This window comes from Nostoc sp. NMS8, assembly GCF_017115045.1.
In the GTDB taxonomy this organism is placed as follows: Bacteria; Cyanobacteriota; Cyanobacteriia; order Cyanobacteriales; family Nostocaceae; genus Nostoc.
The window spans coordinates 140,443-158,741 of record NZ_JABXKK010000068.1 but is presented as its reverse complement, the minus strand read 5'-3'; the positions used below and the strand labels follow the sequence as shown (position 1 = coordinate 158,741).

Annotated in this window: 13 protein-coding genes and 1 tRNA gene; 9 read left to right on the top strand and 5 right to left on the bottom strand. The window is 40.7% G+C overall.

Features of this window, described 5'->3' with window-relative positions:
- Positions 1 to 2: 2 nt before the first annotated feature.
- Positions 3 to 1,196 (bottom strand): aminotransferase class V-fold PLP-dependent enzyme, encoded by a 1,194-nt coding sequence (locus tag HWQ39_RS13495; RefSeq protein WP_292845388.1) that lies wholly within the window; start codon positions 1,194 to 1,196, stop codon positions 3 to 5.
- A 126-nt stretch (positions 1,197 to 1,322) separates the two neighbouring features.
- Here HWQ39_RS13495 and HWQ39_RS13490 point away from each other — a divergent pair, with 126 nt between their 5' ends.
- The 8 genes from HWQ39_RS13490 to ftsH2 all read left to right on the top strand — a co-directional run bounded on the left by HWQ39_RS13490 (position 1,323) and on the right by ftsH2 (position 12,575).
- Entirely contained in the window at positions 1,323 to 2,783 is a 1,461-nt protein-coding gene (locus HWQ39_RS13490; RefSeq protein WP_292845385.1) for a TM0106 family RecB-like putative nuclease, read from the top strand.
- 266 nt (positions 2,784 to 3,049) lie between these two features.
- The gene (locus HWQ39_RS13485) at positions 3,050 to 4,234 is read left to right on the top strand and encodes an esterase-like activity of phytase family protein (RefSeq protein WP_292845382.1); all 1,185 of its coding nucleotides are present in this window, start codon (positions 3,050 to 3,052) and stop codon (positions 4,232 to 4,234) included.
- Positions 4,235 to 4,518: 284 nt separating this feature from the next.
- Entirely contained in the window at positions 4,519 to 6,141 is a 1,623-nt protein-coding gene (locus HWQ39_RS13480; RefSeq protein WP_292845379.1) for a serine/threonine-protein kinase, read from the top strand.
- Positions 6,142 to 6,245: 104 nt separating this feature from the next.
- Positions 6,246 to 7,769, top strand: a complete 1,524-nt coding sequence (locus HWQ39_RS13475) for a serine/threonine-protein kinase (protein ID WP_292845376.1) — start codon at positions 6,246 to 6,248, stop codon at positions 7,767 to 7,769.
- 110 nt (positions 7,770 to 7,879) lie between these two features.
- Positions 7,880 to 7,953, top strand: a tRNA-Asp gene (locus HWQ39_RS13470).
- A gap of 138 nt (positions 7,954 to 8,091) precedes the next feature.
- The gene (gene gltX / locus HWQ39_RS13465; RefSeq protein ID WP_292845373.1) at positions 8,092 to 9,537 is read left to right on the top strand and encodes a glutamate--tRNA ligase; all 1,446 of its coding nucleotides are present in this window, start codon (positions 8,092 to 8,094) and stop codon (positions 9,535 to 9,537) included.
- Positions 9,538 to 9,760: 223 nt separating this feature from the next.
- A complete protein-coding gene (locus HWQ39_RS13460) occupies positions 9,761 to 10,255 on the top strand; it encodes a hypothetical protein (RefSeq protein ID WP_292845370.1) in 495 nt (164 codons plus the stop codon).
- 433 nt (positions 10,256 to 10,688) lie between these two features.
- On the top strand, positions 10,689 to 12,575 hold the full coding sequence (ftsH2, locus tag HWQ39_RS13455; protein WP_292845367.1) for an ATP-dependent zinc metalloprotease FtsH2: 1,887 nt from the start codon (positions 10,689 to 10,691) through the stop codon (positions 12,573 to 12,575).
- A 151-nt stretch (positions 12,576 to 12,726) separates the two neighbouring features.
- Here ftsH2 and rnc read toward each other — a convergent pair whose 3' ends face one another.
- The 4 genes from rnc to HWQ39_RS13435 all read right to left on the bottom strand — a co-directional run bounded on the left by rnc (position 12,727) and on the right by HWQ39_RS13435 (position 16,128).
- On the bottom strand, positions 12,727 to 13,413 hold the full coding sequence (gene rnc, locus HWQ39_RS13450; protein ID WP_292845364.1) for a ribonuclease III: 687 nt from the start codon (positions 13,411 to 13,413) through the stop codon (positions 12,727 to 12,729).
- Between the two features lie 136 nt (positions 13,414 to 13,549).
- The gene (locus HWQ39_RS13445; protein WP_292845361.1) at positions 13,550 to 14,335 is read right to left on the bottom strand and encodes an NYN domain-containing protein; all 786 of its coding nucleotides are present in this window, start codon (positions 14,333 to 14,335) and stop codon (positions 13,550 to 13,552) included.
- A gap of 553 nt (positions 14,336 to 14,888) precedes the next feature.
- Positions 14,889 to 15,497 carry a hypothetical protein gene (locus tag HWQ39_RS13440; protein WP_292845358.1) on the bottom strand — a complete coding sequence of 203 codons (609 nt, stop codon included), beginning with the start codon at positions 15,495 to 15,497 and terminating at the stop codon, positions 14,889 to 14,891.
- A 43-nt stretch (positions 15,498 to 15,540) separates the two neighbouring features.
- Complete coding sequence (locus HWQ39_RS13435) at positions 15,541 to 16,128, bottom strand: Uma2 family endonuclease (protein ID WP_292845355.1); 588 nt, start codon at positions 16,126 to 16,128, stop codon at positions 15,541 to 15,543.
- Between the two features lie 91 nt (positions 16,129 to 16,219).
- Between HWQ39_RS13435 and bchD the strand changes: the two genes are divergently transcribed.
- Positions 16,220 to 18,256, top strand: a complete 2,037-nt coding sequence (bchD, locus tag HWQ39_RS13430) for a magnesium chelatase ATPase subunit D (protein WP_292845352.1) — start codon at positions 16,220 to 16,222, stop codon at positions 18,254 to 18,256.
- Positions 18,257 to 18,299: the final 43 nt, after the last annotated feature.

Sequence of the window (18,299 nt, the reverse complement as noted above, 5' to 3'; positions counted from 1 at the left end):
AATTAATTTTGTTTGTCAAAATTTTGAATCGCCTCAACCAATAGGTCAATTTCCGATTCTAAAGTAAAGTAATGAACACTGGCGCGTATACAGCTAGGATCGGCAATTGTCCGAGTTAATATCCTTTGTGAGTTTAAAAATTGCACCAGCTTCAAATGAGCTTGAGGCTGATTATTTGCAAGTTGAAAGGAGACTATACCGCTTTCGGGTGGGGAAGTTCGCAAACATTTAATATCGGGTAACGCCGTCAATTGTCGCCAGAGGTACTCGCTGTTATGGCAGATTTGCTCGTAACGTTCTTGTGAGGTTCCCCATTGCTGATGAATTGCGATCGCTTCCTTTAACCCAAGATACAACGGATAAGATAATGTAGACACTTCGTATCGTCGCCCGTCTGGCAGCCAATCTACAGGCTGAGATTGACTATCCACAACAATACCACTCAAGCCAATAAACGTAGGTTTCAGGCTTTCTCGTGCTTCTGGGCGGACATACAAACCACCAGCACCCGCAGGGCCACATAACCATTTGTGACCAGTGAAAGCATAAAAATCTACTCCCAATTCAGTCAAGTTTAAAGGCAATAAACCAGCAGATTGGGCAGCATCTATTAATAGTGCAGAATGATTATTTCTACATACTTCGGCAATTTTGTCCAGAGGTAAAACTTGACCAGTATTCCAGAAAACATGACTTAATATTACAAGACGGGTATTGGGGCGTAAGTGCTGGGCAATGACTTTTATGGGATCGCCCTCATTTAAAGTTGCTTTTAGAGGACAGGTGGTAACTTCTACTGCGAATCTACGTGCGATTTCTTGGGATGTGGCAATTACACCTGGATGTTCGCAGTCAGAGAGTAGCAGATGGTCGCCAGCCCGCCATTCAATACCCCACATGGCGATATTGCAGCCAATGGTGACATTTTGGGTGAGAGTAATTGTTTCAGATGGTGCATGGAACTCAGAAGCGATCGCAACTCTAGCAGCTTGAGTCTGAGGTGCTATCCAGCTATATGCCTCATTGCCGAAGGGGCCTATTTGCTGAACATAAGCTTGAGTTTGGGCCATAGTATCCATTGCCCTTTGGGGCATCGGCCCTTGTCCCCCATAATTGAAATAAGTTTTATTCGCTAAAGCCGGAAATTGTTCTCGATGGCTATGCAACCTGGTTTGTGCAACAGAAGTACTAGTCATATCAATTTTGGATTTTAGATTTTAGATTTTGGATTAGCATTAGTTTCTCATCTCCCTCATCTCCCACTCCATTATTAATTGTCTGAGTTACTCCCAGATTGTGCTAAATCTTGTTAACTTAAAAGGATGCTAATTAATGCTGAACTCCTACTGCAATACCAACGCTGTAAACGCCGACCTTTTCTAGATATCCGCGGTGACAAAAGTCAGCGCGATGCCCCCAATGAGTTGCTAAGGAAACTGCAACAGGACAAAATCGCTCATCAGTTGAGTATTTTGACAAAGGTGACTTATCACCAACCAGATTATTCTTATGGAAACTGGGAAAGGGCAGAGAAGGCAACTTTAGAATTGATGCAGCGTGGGGTTGAGTACATCTATAAAGGAGTGCTGTCAGCAACTTATTCTGAAGCAGATACCCTGCTAAGTCGTCCAGATTTACTCGTGAAACAAGCGGGACAATCAAATTTTGGAGATTGGATCTACGTCCCAGCGAATATTGAACTGGGTAAGCGCCCTAAGCAAGAATATCAGGTTGTCGCGGCATTTCATGCCCAAGTGCTGGCATCAGTGCAGGGAGTTGCACCTGGAACAGCTTCACTCATATTGCGAAGTAAAAATACAAATTATGCAGTGGATCTATTTAAATGGATGCCACGGATGCAGCAGATTCTAGAGGAGTTTATTCAAGTTTTAGAGTTACCAAATCCGCCAGAGGTGTTTATTTCTCGCCAAAAGTGCAATTTTTGCCATTGGTATAGTGAATGTTATGCGATCGCTCAATCTGAAAAACATCTCTCATTGTTACCAGGTGTAACACCCATTCGCTACACTCAACTCCAAGCTTTAGCCATTACCACACTGGAATCTCTTGCTAATACCAGTCCCAGCAGCTTAGAAAATCTACTTGGTTTTGACAGCGAAGTAGCACCCAAGTTAGTAGTGCAAGCTCAATCTGCACTAGAAAAACGACCCCTAATCTTACCCTACCCGCTACCGACAGAAGATATTACATTTACAGCACCTATAGAGCTTTATTTTGATATTGAGGCCCAGCCAGACTTAGATTTAGATTATCTCTTAGGGGTTTTGGTCGTTAATAGACAAGCTAATACAGAACAATTTTATTCCTTTTTAGCAGACAAACCAGAAGACGAAGAATTAGTTTGGCAGCAATTTTTGGATTTGGTTTGGCAATATCCTGAAGCGCCAATTTATCATTTTTGTGTCTACGAGTTTGATACAGTCAAACGGTTGGCAAAACTTTACGGCACTCCACACTCCTTAGTGCGTCCTGTACTGAATCGATTTGTGGATGTGTATGAGCAATTAACCCAAAGTGTAGCATTGCCAATAGAAAGCTATGCCTTGAAAGCGATCGCTCGTTGGATAGGATTTGAGTGGCGTGATAAAGAAGCCAGTGGTGCCAAGTGTATTTACTGGTACGATCAATGGTTAGAAACAGGCGATCGCAGCTTACTAGAAATTATCCAACGCTACAATGAAGATGACTGTCGTGCTACTCATCAAGTGAAAGATTGGCTTGTCAATTTTTTCCAAGATGAATATGGTTTGCGACTAGCTTAAGTAATTTCCTATTTTCTAAAGCTTTTCAAATTAAAAATTAATTAAAGCCTGATTTGATAAAGCTTATCAGGCTTATATTTGTAATTTAACATTGTTTCTTCGTTGGTATTATTTATAGAGACGCACAACTGGGTATTTATAACGTCAATACAAACCATCATGTAGAGACGCGATTTATCGCGTCTTAAAAGACCAATTATCTACACCAACAACCCTTAACTGAACCATATTGGTTCATAACGCATATTTGTTTAACAAAAAAATCTATGCAGCTAATTCAAAAAATTTTTGTATTCCCACGAATTATTTACTTTTTGCTCCCAATTATAATTCTTAGCCTTATATTCACAAACTTAGCGTCAAATGCTGTTGAAGTCAGTAGCATAGAATTTATTGGGGAAGCCACCTTACCCAAAGGTTCAATCTTTGAAAAAACGGAGATTGGAGGTTTATCTGGAATTACATATAATGCCAAAAACAACCTTTATTATGCTATTTCCGATGACCGTGGACAAAAAGCTGCCGCTCGTTTCTACACCTTGAAAATCGACTTGAGCAAAGGGGTTCTACAAAAAGGTGGAATTACCCCAGTCAGCGTTACCGCATTACTAAATGAGAATGGTCAAACATTTAGCCCTGGTGAAACTGATACAGAAGGTATTGCCTTAAGTAATAAAGAAACTGTATTTATTTCTTCTGAAGGTGATGCTGTAAAATTAATTAATCCTTTTATTAAAGAGTTTTCACTATCTTCTGGCAAAGAAATTGTAACACTCCCCATCCCAAACAAATTTTTGCCAAATAAGAATGGTCAAAAAGGTATTCGTAACAATTTGGCTTTTGAAAGCCTCACCATCACACCCGATAAAAAGCATCTATTCACTGCTACCGAAAATGCTCTAATTCAAGATGGTGTCGCAGCTAAACCTAATATTGGTAGTCCCTCTCGGATTTTGCAATACAACTTACTCAACAACCAGCCAGAAAAAGAATTTCTTTACCAAACTGAAGCAGTTGCACCATTTTTGAATCTGATTGGCAAATTTGCGAGTGGATTACCCGATTTACTGGCTCTAGATAATCAAGGACAATTCCTAAGTTTAGAAAGGTCTTTTACTGGTTTAGGATTTGCTATTTCCCTGTTTCAAGTTTCTTTAGAAGAAGCCGATGATATTCATAATATTGATAGCCTTTTAGCAGTTGATTCCAAAAATATTAAACCAGTTCAGAAAAAACTGCTGTTAGATTTAAGAACCCTAGATGTACTACTAGACAACATTGAAGGCTTAACTCTTGGCCCTAAATTACCCGATGGTCAGCAATCATTAATTCTCATCAGTGATAACAATTTTAACTCCCTACAACGCACCCAAATACTAGCCTTTAAAATTAAAATTGAAACTCCGCTAATGAGATTATTACGCCGTTTATTCCCAAATCTTAACCTTTAACCGCACAGATATAATACTGCTATTCTTTTTTCTGGTTATTTCTGTGTATCCACGGAATCTACTAGATAGCTTTATCTACCCTGCTTGTAGTTTACGTGTTATTTCTCAACCGTAATCCTTAATAAATATGTTACACAATGTTTAGGAGATTTGCAGAGAGTTAAGCATATTTACAGCATATAATTAATTTTTTCAAAACTTGGATATTTTTTAGATTTCAATTTAATAATTAGCTAGACTTAATTAAAGTATTTTGCCAATAACATTTTTCATAAATGATTTTTATGCCAGAAAATAAAATTGAGAGTATGGTAGGGCAAAAAGCAGAATTAGACGATTATATTGGACAATTTTTAAACAATCGCTATCTAATCAGAGATTTGATTGGCAAAGGGGGGATGGGTAGAGTTTATCTAGCGGAAGATACTGCTAAAGGTGGTATGTCTATCGCAGTCAAAATATTATCACTTAGTTTAGCGAACCAACAAATGTCTCAACGCTTTGCCAGAGAGATTTTTATTGGCGCTCAATTGGGTCGCAAAAGTAAACATATTGTTCGCATCTTAAGTTATGGCGTTACTGAAGATAAAACTCCATTTTATGTAATGGAATATCTTCAAGGAAAAAATCTCAAACAAATTCTGAAAATTCAGCCCTTAACAATCTCGAAGTTTTTAGATATTTGTAATCAAATTTGTTTAGGTTTACAATGTGCCCACCAAGGCATCAGCCTGAAAGGAGAAATTTATCCTATTGTCCACAGGGATATTAAACCAGAAAATATATTTCTTGCTGAAGATAGTAAACAAGGAGAAATTGTTAAAATACTAGATTTTGGTATTGCTAAATTTCTCACAGAGCGAAGTGGGATGACTCTCACAGATTCTTTTATTGGCAGTTTACCTTATTGTTCTCCAGAACACATGGAAGGGCGCAAACTGCTTGATGTGCGCTCTGATATTTATAGTTTGGGAGTATTAATGTTTGAAATGCTGACAGGGAAACATCCATTTCAAACAAAAAGTAACTCCTTTGGGACTTGGTATCAAGCCCATCGCTTTCAAATGCCACCGACAGTTACAGAAGTAAATCCGCAAGTCAAAATACCGGAAATATTAGAAAAGATATTGATGAGTTGTTTAGCAAAAGAAGTAAGCGATCGCCCTCAAAATATCAGCCAAATATTAGAAGGTTTAGGAAAAGTTTATCTTCAGCTTAATAATGCTATTCCTAGCAATAGTACTGACATAATCAAAGTCTCATTTCCGGTTCAATTAGTACCTGCAACTTTACTATCAGAAAAAGAGTGCTTGCAGAAAAGTTGGCCGAAGAATAAACCAATTGCGCCAATTGGGTTTCCGCATTTACTACATACTCTTCAAAGACCAATACCAACTTTTTGGGCAATGTTACCAAAACAAGATATTACAAAGTTTTTGGATAACATACATGGTACTGAATTTATTAGTCAAATGAATGTATACCCGATGCTATTGTGGGTAACAGTACTATACGATGCCCAACCTTCTATGACTAAATGGCTACCTTATTTTCTGGATTTGAAAGATAACAAAGGTCAAAATATAGCACGTAGTTTAGCAGAAGTAGGCTACTATCATTTACTATTTTTTCCTCTAGAAGAGCCAACACGTTGTTCTCATGTAACAACTTTAAACCTTACGGCTAACCAGCGGCAGCAACTTGTAGATTGGTTAAATATAAGTCAACAGGCAAATGAATTAATTTTGCCTAATCAAGCCAAAAATATTTTGAAAATAGAATATGAAAAGTTGAAGTTAGACATCTTACGCAAGTTAACTGCACATGAAAAAACTGAGAAAGAAGGTTTAAAAAATTGGATGGTTAAATTTTTGGAGATTTTTTTAAAAGTTCTATCCCGTCCTTGAAAATTTGCGATTACAATTCTTGCTATGCTTGCTACAATTGTCTAATCATATTCTTATGTGTGTATTACTAACTTTAAATAGACTCAACAGCAGAGGTGAATAAAGTGAATCAAAGCCCATTTACATCTCCAAGTACTACGGGCTTGCTTGCCAATCGTTATCAACTTAAGCAATTAATTGGTAGTGGTGGTATGGGTGAAGTTTTTTTAGCCAATGATATTTTGCTAGGAGGCATACCGGTTGCTGTCAAGTTTTTGACTAAAACTGTTGTCGATAGCAAGATGCAACAAGACTTTGCTCGTGAAGCTTTAATGAGTGCAGCTTTGAGTCAAAAAACTATACATATAGTGCGGGCCTATGATTATGGTGTGAATGAGAAAGGAAAACCATATTATGTCATGGAATATCTATCTGGCAAGAGTTTAAAAGATTTAATTCCGCTGCCTCTACATATATTTTTGACTCTCTCTCGCCAGATTTGTTTGGGCTTACAATGCGCTCATCAAGGTATTAACATTGATGGCAAAATTTGTCCATTAGTTCATCGAGATATCAAGCCTGCTAATATATTAGTTATTCCCGATCCGATATTAGGTCAGTTAGTTAAAATTCTCGATTTTGGGATTGCTAGATTTTTAAATTATGCATCAACAGCTAGTACAAGTAGGGGATTCAATGGCACTTTACCCTACTGTTCTCCAGAACAATTAGATGGAGAAAAATTAGATAGCCGCTCTGATATTTATAGTCTGGGTGTGATGATGTTTGAGATGCTCACAGGTAAAAAACCTTGGCAACCTGAAACTGATTACTTTGGCGCTTGGTATAAGGCACATCACTTTGAACAGCCAAAAACGATCGCAGAAGTTAAACCCACTCTGAAAATACCTCAAAAGCTGAATAATTTAATCATGGCTTGTCTGGCTAAAAAAGCAAGCGATCGCCCCCAAAATATCGCTCAAATTTTGCAAGTATTAAACAGTCTAGAATCATTAAATTGTCCTAGCGTACCTACAAATATAGCCTCTAGTTCCATCTTGAGCCGTCCTTTAAATTCTGTATTACCAATTGCAATAGAACAAAGCTGTCGGCAACTTTTATGGCCTCAAAATAAACCAATTCAAGAAATTGTTTTTCCTCAACTTCTAGACACCGCACAAGGATCGATGACAGCACTATGGTTGATGTTGTCTCAACAAGAAATTAAAAATTATGCGGCTTCTACTCGTTACAGCCGATTTATCTTCATCACATCCCCTCACCCAATGCTGTTGTGGGTGACAGTACTCTATAATCGGCAATTGGCTCCTAAGTGGCTGCCATGCTACTTAGATATGCAAAACCCCCAAAATCTTAAAATGGTAAGTCTCCTGACTGAAAATGAACACTATCCTTTGATTTTCTTTACTCTGGAAGAACCACATTCCTGTACCCAGGTTCTCAGCAGTCGCATTGAGCCAACTCAGCGGCAATTGTTGAAAACCTGGGTGCAACAGAGTCATACTCTACCACCCACTTCTCAAGCCCAGTTGAGCAGACAGCTATTAAAGCAGCAGTATAAACAAATACAATCTCGGATATTGCAGCATTTGGAATCAGAGCCACAGGTTGCATTATCAAGGTTTTAACAAAAAATTCGCACCTTGGAGAGACAGGACAAAAATAATTTCTAATTCTCAACTCCAAAACGCTTGACAAGTAGAAAAAAAATAGTGATAATAGCAAAGTTGCCAAACAAGGGACTGTAGTTCAATTGGTTAGAGCACCGCCCTGTCACGGCGGAAGTTGCGGGTTCGAGCCCCGTCAGTCCCGTTCTAAATTTATGAGTAGTGAATCACTGAATTCAGCTTCGGTGATTTTGGATTTTGAATTCCCCAAAGGCATTGCTTCAGAATTCAGGATTTGAATATAAGCTACATTTATCATGCTTTGCGAAAGAGAGAATTAACTGTGACTGTTAGAGTCCGTATTGCGCCGAGTCCAACCGGAAATTTACATATTGGTACAGCTAGAACGGCTGTATTTAACTGGTTATTTGCCCGCCACCACGGTGGGAAATTTATCCTGCGAATAGAAGATACAGATTTAGAGCGATCGCGTCCTGAATACACAGACAATATTCTTGAAGGACTGCGCTGGCTAGGGCTGAACTGGGATGAAGGGCCATTTTTTCAATCCCAACGCCTGGATCTTTATAAAGAAGCAGTACAAAAACTGCTAGAGCAAGGATTAGCTTATCGCTGCTACACCACTTCCGAAGAACTAGAGGCGCTTCGAGAAGCCCAAAAAGCTAGAGGTGAAGCCCCCCGCTATGACAACCGTCACCGCAACCTCACCCCAGAACAACGCGCCGCCTTTGAAGCCGAAGGTCGTTCCTCTGTGATTCGGTTCAAAATCGAAGATGGGCGAGAAATTGTCTGGAATGACCTAGTAAGAGGAAAGATGTCTTGGCGAGGTAGCGATTTAGGTGGTGATATGGTCATCGCCCGTGCCTCAGAAGAGGCTAGCGGTCAACCTTTATACAACTTTGTGGTTGTCGTGGATGACATCGATATGCAAATCACCCACGTTATTCGGGGAGAAGACCACATCGCCAACACCGCCAAGCAAATTTTACTGTATGAAGCCTTGGGGGCAAAAATCCCAGAGTTCTCCCACACACCGTTAATTTTGAACATGGAAGGGCGCAAGCTTTCTAAGCGAGATGGTGTCACTTCCATTTCTGACTTTCAGAAAATGGGATTTACTGCTGAAGGCTTGGTAAATTACATGACATTGCTAGGTTGGTCGCCACCAGATTCGACGCAGGAAATATTTACCTTAGAAACAGCAGCGAAAGAATTTGGCTTTGAGCGTGTAAATAAAGCAGGTGCAAAGTTTGACTGGGACAAGCTGGATTGGTTAAACAGTCAGTATATCCACAAGACGCCAGTAGATAAACTCACAGATTTACTCATTCCCTATTGGCAAGCGGCTGGGTATAAATTTGATGGTGGAAGAGAACGCCCCTGGTTAGAACAGCTAGTAACTTTAATTAGTCAGAGTTTGACTCGCCTGGTAGATGCAGTAGCTCAAAGCCAACTGTTTTTTAGCGATACAGTTGAATTTAGCGAGGAAGGTAGTACGCAACTCAAGCAAGAAGGCTCGGCAGCTGTTCTTGAAGCGATTGTCACAGCTTTAGAAAATCAGCCGCAATTGTCAGAAGCCGCTGCCCAGGAGATTATTAAACAAGTAGTGAAAGAACAAAAAGTCAAAAAAGGCTTAGTAATGCGATCGCTCCGAGCAGCCTTAACTGGAGATGTCCATGGCCCTGACTTAATCCAATCTTGGTTACTACTAAATCAGATTGGTTTAGATAAGCCGCGCTTGAGTCGGGCAATCACAGAAGTTAATTAGCGATTACTTTTGAATTTTAGAAATATTTTAGACTTTAGGGGCGCACATTTGTGGGCCCCTATCCATAAGCTAGAGCAACTATGAGAACAAGAAATCATTGACTAATTACTAATAAATTATTCTCAATTTCACATCTAAAATAGTTAGTCAATTCTCCTCATGTTGGGAACTTGGTGTGTAAAATTCATGTCTTCAAAAACACTTAGAAGCGAACGTAATTACAATGCCGACAAAAGCGCTCAATAGAGGGATGAGATTATCGTTCATGATAGTTACGCTCTTCATCACCTCGACAGTTAATGCTGTGACTGATGCTCAAGAAGCGCCAACAATATTTGGAGATGTCACAATTGGCCCTCAGTTTTCCCCAGACCCTTTGACAGTTCGCGGGATGAGTGGTGGTTCAATATCTGGGAGTCAAATAGGTGGGAGAAGCGAAACAGCCACCGGCCCTTGTACTGGATTTGTTGATGAAACACCAGACCACACATTAGTGCTAACAAGTAAATTTGACTACCTAAAGCTGCAAGTTCAAAGTCCTGAAGATACCACCATAACTATCAAGGGCCCGGGTGGTACTTGGTGCAATGACGATTTTGATGGCAAAAATGCCGGCATTGTTGGTGAATGGCTACCTGGAAGTTACAAAATTTGGGTTGGTTCTTACGAAAAAGGCAAGTATCTTCCTTACACTATCAAAATTACAGAAGTTAAGTAGGGAATTGGGCATTGGGCATTGGGATTGGGTACTGGGGATTGGGGATTAGGAAGAAACTTGTTCGATTATTCTCCTTCATCTCCCTCATCTCCCCCAATCTCTAGTCCCCAGTCCCTAGTCCCCAGTCCCCCAGAATGATGATTGAGGAAGACTTGAAGCGACACGAGGAGCATTCTGGAGAAATTATCCGTGTCTTTGCATCCCGTTGCGCTTCCTTTTATGGTGCGATTTTGTATTAAAATTAAGTTAACTTTGATTAAGATTCTTATATGTACTGTCATAATAGTCTAGTTGCTTTATGACACTGCATATAAGAGATCAAATTAAACAAGATGGATTTATAAACATCCGTTTAACAGCTTAAAGTGACAGACTGATGAACATTCTGTTGCTAGAGCTAATGATTTGTATAGGCATCTAGAGGCAAATTAAGATGAAATTCTCTTGGAAAGTCGTAGCACTTTGGACATTACCGGCTCTGGTAATTGGCTTTTTCTTCTGGCAAGGGGCCTTTGCAGGCGCTCCTGCCGACATGAGTAAGAATGCAGCTAATACCCGTATGACTTATGGTCGCTTTCTAGAATACTTGGATGGCGATCGCGTCACCAGCGTGGATCTTTACGAAGGCGGTAGGACAGCAATTATAGAAGCCCGCGATCCAGACATCGAAAATCGTGTCCAAAGGTGGCGTGTAGATTTGCCTATTAACGCTCCTGAGTTAATTAGCAAGCTCAAAGAAAAAGCCATTAGTTTTGATGCTCACCCCATGCGGAATGATGGCGCAATTTGGGGATTGTTGGGTAATCTCATCTTTCCAGTTCTATTGATTACTGGGCTGTTCTTTTTGTTCCGGCGTTCTAGCAACCTCCCTGGCGGGCCAGGTCAAGCGATGAACTTCGGCAAATCCAAAGCGCGTTTCCAAATGGAGGCGAAAACTGGGGTCAAGTTTGACGACGTAGCCGGCATCGAAGAAGCTAAGGAAGAACTACAAGAAGTCGTTACTTTCCTGAAGCAGCCAGAAAGATTTACCGCTGTAGGCGCACGCATTCCCAAGGGAGTGCTGTTAGTTGGGCCTCCTGGAACTGGTAAAACTTTATTAGCAAAAGCGATCGCAGGCGAAGCGGGTGTACCTTTCTTCAGCATTTCCGGTTCGGAATTTGTGGAAATGTTCGTTGGTGTGGGTGCGTCCCGCGTCCGCGATTTGTTCAAGAAAGCTAAAGACAACGCCCCCTGTATCATCTTCATCGATGAAATCGACGCTGTAGGACGGCAACGGGGTGCTGGTATCGGTGGCGGTAACGACGAGAGAGAACAAACCCTCAACCAATTGCTCACCGAAATGGACGGGTTTGAAGGCAACACAGGCATCATTATTATTGCTGCTACCAACCGTCCCGACGTACTAGACTCAGCCTTGTTGCGTCCCGGTCGCTTTGACCGCCAAGTAACAGTCGATGCACCCGATATCAAAGGGCGTTTGGAAATCTTACAAGTCCATGCGCGGAATAAGAAATTAGACACTAGCGTATCTTTAGATGCGATCGCTCGCCGCACTCCTGGATTTACTGGTGCTGACTTAGCCAACTTACTCAACGAAGCAGCAATTCTCACTGCTAGAAGACGTAAAGAAGCCATCACCCTCCGCGAAATTGATGATGCCGTGGATCGGGTAGTCGCTGGAATGGAAGGCACTCCTTTGGTGGATAGCAAGAGCAAGCGCTTAATTGCTTACCACGAAATTGGACACGCTTTAGTTGGGACTTTGTTAAAAGACCATGACCCAGTGCAAAAAGTTACCCTGATTCCACGGGGACAAGCACAAGGTTTAACTTGGTTTACTCCCAACGAAGAACAGGGGTTAATTTCCCGTTCTCAGTTGAAAGCTAGAATTACTGGTGCTTTGGGTGGTCGCGCCGCCGAAGAGGTAATTTTTGGCGCTGCGGAAGTCACAACTGGCGCTGGTGGAGACTTGCAGCAGTTATCGGGAATGGCCCGGCAAATGGTGACTCGGTTCGGGATGTCCGACTTAGGCCCATTATCGTTAGAAAGTCAACAGGGAGAAGTATTCTTGGGTCGTGACTGGACAACCCGATCTGAATATTCCGAATCCATCGCTTCCCGCATTGATGGACAAGTCAGAGAAATTGTTGAGCAGTGCTACGACAATGCTAAGAAGATCATCCGTGACCATCGCACTGTCACCGATCGCTTGGTAGATTTGCTCATCGAGAAAGAAACCATTGATGGCGAAGAATTCCGCCAGATTGTAGCTGAGTACGCTGAAGTACCTGAGAAGCAACAGTACGTACCGCAACTGTAATATTTGACTCTTTTCCGGCTACTATCTGGAAATGAGTAAAGTAACAAAAAATAAAATGAGGATGGTATACTCCACCCTCATTTTTTTGCGTTTTTTTAGTGTTAGGAAGTTTCTAATTTTAAAATTATCAAAATTTATGAACCCATAAACTCTATAATAAACCTTGTTTTTTCAACTTAGCTAGCGCATCTTCAGCAGCAGCTTTTTCTGCATCTTTTTTATTGCGTCCCTTACCTTCTCCATAAATCTTTTCATCTACCAATACTTTGGCGATGAATTCTGGTGCATGAGAAGGGCCTCCTATTTGTTCTGTGAAGTATTTTGGAGGATTTGGAGTAATGTTGCGTTGCACCCATTCTTGAAAGCGGTTTTTTGAGTCTACATTAGAACGAGATACAATTATATGCTTAGGATCTACAGAATCAAATAGCGGTTGTATAATTGCACGAACTGTTTCAATATTAGAATCATTATCTAAATAGTAAGCACCAAGAACTGCTTCAAAGGTACTACTGAGCAAATTAGGATTTTGGTAGCCTCCATCTCGAATTGCACCTTTTCCTAACCGCATTCTAAAGTCTAAACCTACCTCCTCGCCGAACTTTGCCAATTGCTTCTCATCTACCAGCGCCGAACGCCGCCGTGTTAATTCATCTTCTCCCATTTCTGGGTGACTCTTGTATAGATACTCGCCACTTAAGAAATTTAGCAAAGCATCACCAAGGAATTCTAGGCGTTCATTATGTTCACCTTCACCGGGGTTTTCATGGACGTAAGAACGGTGGGTAAGCGCACGACGTAGAAGTTTTTCATTATGAAATATTAGAAGTTTGTGCATTTTTATATTGTGTCTTGTTGCGAAAATTGACTATTGGGAAACTGTACAAGTGTGATTGTCTTTAGACATGAAAAAACCGCAAATAGCGGTAGTGGTCAAACCCAGCTTTTATTCAACTGGGTTTTTAAAAGCTTTTTTAAGCAGCTAGTTTGTCTAACTCAACTAAAAATAATTCCTGACCTTGCTTTTGAACTTTACCATCCCTGACAGCAGCATCAATAAACTGACTAAAGTTTTTAAACTTCTTGCCGCTAGACATAGAAATAGAGGAAAAGCCCTGATATCTATGGCAATGCTGACACATCAATTTATCAATATAGCTAAATTCTGTACGTTTGCCTTGACTTAAAGTAATTGTGATAGCTGTCATCAAGCATTCTGTAGCCTCATTGTAGTTAATCTCAAATTCCATAAAAGTGGTTTGAGATTTAGTTTTTTGATCAATTAACTCAGGTAACTTGTTTATAAAGTAAAATTCATTAGCAAGTTCTTTCAGCTTCTGTTTTACATTACCTGCTTGAGCAAAAACAATGACCTTTTTGCCCAATTTTTGCAAATTACGAACTAAATTTACAAAGTCCCCATCTCCTGATACCAGAATTACTATATCTGGAGACAGATTACTGTAAATGTCTTTTAGACAATCAGCTATCAATTGATTGTCTGCACTATCCTTGAGAAAACAAGGAACATCAAAGCAGTTATAACTAATACTGGCTAGATTATTCTTTGCAGCCGCTTGATCTTCGCACTGCGAATTATAGTAAATGTTTTTGCCAATTAAACGTCCTCTGGATTTGGCAAAAACTAGTAAAAGTTTGGCTAATTCCAGGTTTAGTTTAGCATTTTGATAATCCCAATAAATCAAAACATTAAGTTGCTTATGACTGGTTCTATTTGAAGTTGTATGAGTGTCTAACATTAGTAATGTGTCCAGAGTGTATTTTTACGAAGAACTGGACAGCTTCAACAAATCACACATCTAGCAGTATCAAGACTTTATACTAGAAATTTGTACTCAAAAAGTACTTCTTTGCGATAAAGCTTTTTACCGTCGCTTTCGTTTGGTTCAAGTCTCAGCCGTAGAACTCCTGGCTTCCTACCAAGTTTTGCGTCATCCTTTCCCCTGAACATTCATCCAAACATCTTGTCTTCCCGTTGAAAGTCTAGTCAATCAGTTGACCTGACATTGGACTGAGTATTCAGCCGAAGGGATGACGCGAAGCTTGGCAGGAAACTAGGAATTCTGCTGCTGAGACAACACCAAAAACCTGCGCTTTAGAGTGCGGTTGTTTATTCTGTCTTACATACAGAATTGCATAGCTGATTCTGGATGTCAATATGATTATTTATGAAGATTTAGTAAAAACGTAGATGCATAGTGGCTTGTCATAAGACATCGCCTGTTATCTATCAAGTTGGATAATCATTTATAGTATTCTCTCAAAATCACCATTTTTTAGCTAATAAATAATTTACGGTTTGCTTTGCGCGATCGCACCATACAAAATACCTAAAATTCTCTTAATATCCTTAATATAATATTCACTCAAATCAATCGAAACTACATTCCCTTCAAGCTTGAGAAATTGCCAGATAGTACCGATAGTAACAGCGCCATATATAGCTTTGATTTGATTTCCACCTCTCTCGTTAAATAACTGAGCAGCTACCATTTCGGCAATACATTGGGCCAAACCAGACCTCAAATTCTCATTTTTACTTTCTACTAAGACAATCACTGGACTGCGTACAAGCAACTGCTCCGAAGAAAGACTCAAAATAAAATCACAAAAACCATTTAATCCTCGTTGACTATCAACAGTAAAATCAACTCCCGAAAAAAAGCTGATTTCATAATTAAATTTGCGTCTAATTTCTAATAAAATTGGACTTGTTATCATTTCACTTCGAGCTTTTTCTGAACTTATCGCCACTGCTAAATCCACATTTTCCCTAAGAATAGTAGATAATAAATCACTACATTCTTGCTCCTGCACATTTGCGAATAGTCCAGATGATTCGTAGATAACTAACCCAAAAGAATCAATAACTTCAAGAAGTTTAAAATCACTATAAGCCATAAAACTTACTCCTTTGTCTTATGACTGAATACTATAACAAAGTTTAAAAATTAAGCTTCGGCGGAAACACCCTAGCTAAATCAAGAGATAAATCAGAGAAGCAGGGAAAAGTTATTACCTCATTTGACAAAAAAATTCGCTTATTTGAATAACCATATCTGCCTTGATTATCCTGATATGGTTCACTGTAAGCTTCCAAATAATTATCGAATAAATTGAATATCCAATAATCAGTAATACCCGCTTTAGCATAGAGAGCGATTTTCACATCTTGGTCATAAGCTAAAGAAGAATCTGAAACTTCCATCACCAATAAAACATCAGCAGGTTTAGGGTGAGCCGACAGATAATCATCAGCACGGTTTTGAACAATCGCAAAATCTGGTTCAGGTTCGCTATTAGGCGGCAAAGCAATTGGGGCTTGAGATTGCAAAGTAGCCTTGTCTCCCAGAATTTTGGGGAGTTCCTTCCACAGTTTTCTTAAACAAGTTTCATGGGCTTTACCTTTGGATGCCATTTCAATAATTTCCCCGTTGATTAATTCAATGTGGTCATCTTCATGGAAAAAGCCCAATTCTCCAAGCCTGTGGTATTCATCCAGTGTGAAGCGTTTAGCTTGAGCAATACTCATAACTTTACCTTTGTCTCATTGCCATAATACTTATTCTAAATGTGCCAGAAATTGGTATGCTAAAGGCCGAGACTCGCTATAAAAGCAAACAATGCCTGCGCCTACTATCAATCCCACGATCGCTGCCTTTCCCTTGACTGCCGTAGTCGGTCAAGAAGCAATAAAATTGGCGTTGCTGTTAGCCGCAGTTGATCCTGGTTTGGGAGGAGTGGCGATCGCAGGTCGTCGCGGTACGGCAAAATCTGTGATGGCTCGTGCTATCCACGCTCTACTACCACCGATTGAAGTTGTTAAAGGCTCAATTAGTAATTGTGACCCCAACCACCCAGAAGAATGGGACGATCAATTATTGGCGGAGTACGCAGATAAAGATATTCAAGATGTGCCTGTCGAAATTATCCCCGCGCCTTTTTTACAAATTCCTCTAGGTATTACAGAAGACAGGCTCCTCGGTTCAGTGGATGTTGAAAAGTCGGTAAAACAAGGTGATACCATTTTTCAGCCTGGGTTACTCGCTACAGCAAACCGAGGCGTGCTGTACGTAGATGAAATTAATTTATTAGACGATCAAATATCAAATCAGCTTCTAACAGTACTATCTGACGGGCGCAACCAAATTGAACGGGAAGGGATTAGTTTTCAGCATCCGTGCAAATCACTATTTATTGCCACCTACAATCCAGAAGAAGGCGGATTACGAGAGCATTTGCTAGATAGAATTGCGATCGCACTTTCTGCTGACGGTGTACTCGGCTTAGATCAAAGAGTAGAAGCAGTTGAGCAAGCGATCGCCTATTCTAAATCTCCCCAAGACTTCCTCAAGCAGTACAACGAAGATTTAGACTCCCTCAAAACTCAAATTATCTTGGCACGGGAATGGTTGAAAGAAGTCATCATCACCCATGAACAAATTGCCTACTTAGTAGATGAGGCAATTCGCGGCGGAGTTCAGGGACATCGCGCCGAGTTATTCGCCGCGCGGGTTGCCAAGGCCGCGGCAGCTTTAGAGGGACGAACAACAGTTAATGCTGAAGATTTGCGCCGTGCTGTGGAATTGGTGATTGTACCACGCGCCACAGTTGTGCAGACACCACCACCAGATCAAGCACCTCCACCGCCTCCACCGCCGCCGCAACAAAATCAAGAAGAACCCCAGGACGAATCGGAAGACGAAGAACAGGAGGAACAAGAGGAACAGGAAGAAAATCAAGAGCAAGAACCTCCCAGCATCCCAGAAGAGTTTATCTTTGATCCAGAAGGGGTAATTCTTGATGACAATGTGCTTTACTTTACTCAAATGGCGAAGCGGCAGGGTAAATCTGGTAGTCGCAGTGTCATCTTTTCCGATGACAGGGGACGCTACATTAAGCCGATGTTGCCCAAAGGGAAAGCGCGACGCATTGCAGTAGATGCTACCCTCAGAGCAGCTGCTCCTTATCAAAAAGCACGAAGAGAAAGACAACCAGGTAGAAAAGTTATTGTCGAACAGCCTGATATTCGCTCGAAACGCCTGGTACGCAAAGCCGGGGCGTTAGTAGTATTTGTGGTAGATGCTTCTGGCTCAATGGCCTTGAATCGAATGCAATCGGCTAAAGGTGCGGTAATGCAACTGTTGACTGAAGCTTATCAAAACCGTGACCAAATAGCATTAATTCCCTTCCGAGGAGAACAGGCAGAGGTATTATTGCCTCCAACACGTTCGATTGCTTTGGCGCGTAACCGTTTGGAAAGGTTGCCCTGTGGTGGTGGTTCGCCATTAGCGCATGGTTTAACTCAAGCTGTGCGCGTCGGCTTAAATGCTCAGATGAGTGGAGATATTGGGCAAGTTGTCCTTGTAGCAATCACCGATGGACGGGGTAATATTCCTTTAGCGCGTTCTTTGGGCGAACAGCTAGAACCAGGAGAAAAGCCAGATATCAAAGGAGAATTATTAGAAATTGCTGCAAGAATCCGGGCTTTGGGGATGCAGCTATTAGTAATTGATACAGAAAGTAAATTTGTGTCCACTGGCTTTGCTAAAGAATTATCGCAAACAGCAGGCGGTAAATATTATCATTTGCCGAAAGCGACAGATCAAGCTATTGCTGCTATGACCAAAGGTGCGATCGCTGATTTAAAATCTCGTTAACTCATCCCCCAGCTTGAAGCCCTACGGTGTACACACAAGTCTT

Excerpts from the sequence above, each read along its gene's own strand:
- HWQ39_RS13440 (WP_292845358.1), bottom strand. The coding sequence starts at position 15,497 with ATGGCTTATAGTGATTTTAAACTTCTTGAAGTTATTGATTCTTTTGGG.
- ftsH2 (WP_292845367.1), top strand. The coding sequence starts at position 10,689 with ATGAAATTCTCTTGGAAAGTCGTAGCACTTTGGACATTACCGGCTCTG.
- bchD (WP_292845352.1), top strand. The coding sequence starts at position 16,220 with ATGCCTGCGCCTACTATCAATCCCACGATCGCTGCCTTTCCCTTGACT.
- HWQ39_RS13495 (WP_292845388.1), bottom strand. The coding sequence starts at position 1,196 with ATGACTAGTACTTCTGTTGCACAAACCAGGTTGCATAGCCATCGAGAA.
- HWQ39_RS13485 (WP_292845382.1), top strand. The coding sequence starts at position 3,050 with ATGCAGCTAATTCAAAAAATTTTTGTATTCCCACGAATTATTTACTTT.
- HWQ39_RS13460 (WP_292845370.1), top strand. The coding sequence starts at position 9,761 with ATGCCGACAAAAGCGCTCAATAGAGGGATGAGATTATCGTTCATGATA.
- HWQ39_RS13435 (WP_292845355.1), bottom strand. The coding sequence starts at position 16,128 with ATGAGTATTGCTCAAGCTAAACGCTTCACACTGGATGAATACCACAGG.
- HWQ39_RS13480 (WP_292845379.1), top strand. The coding sequence starts at position 4,519 with ATGCCAGAAAATAAAATTGAGAGTATGGTAGGGCAAAAAGCAGAATTA.
- HWQ39_RS13490 (WP_292845385.1), top strand. The coding sequence starts at position 1,323 with ATGCTAATTAATGCTGAACTCCTACTGCAATACCAACGCTGTAAACGC.
- HWQ39_RS13445 (WP_292845361.1), bottom strand. The coding sequence starts at position 14,335 with ATGTTAGACACTCATACAACTTCAAATAGAACCAGTCATAAGCAACTT.
- rnc (WP_292845364.1), bottom strand. The coding sequence starts at position 13,413 with ATGCACAAACTTCTAATATTTCATAATGAAAAACTTCTACGTCGTGCG.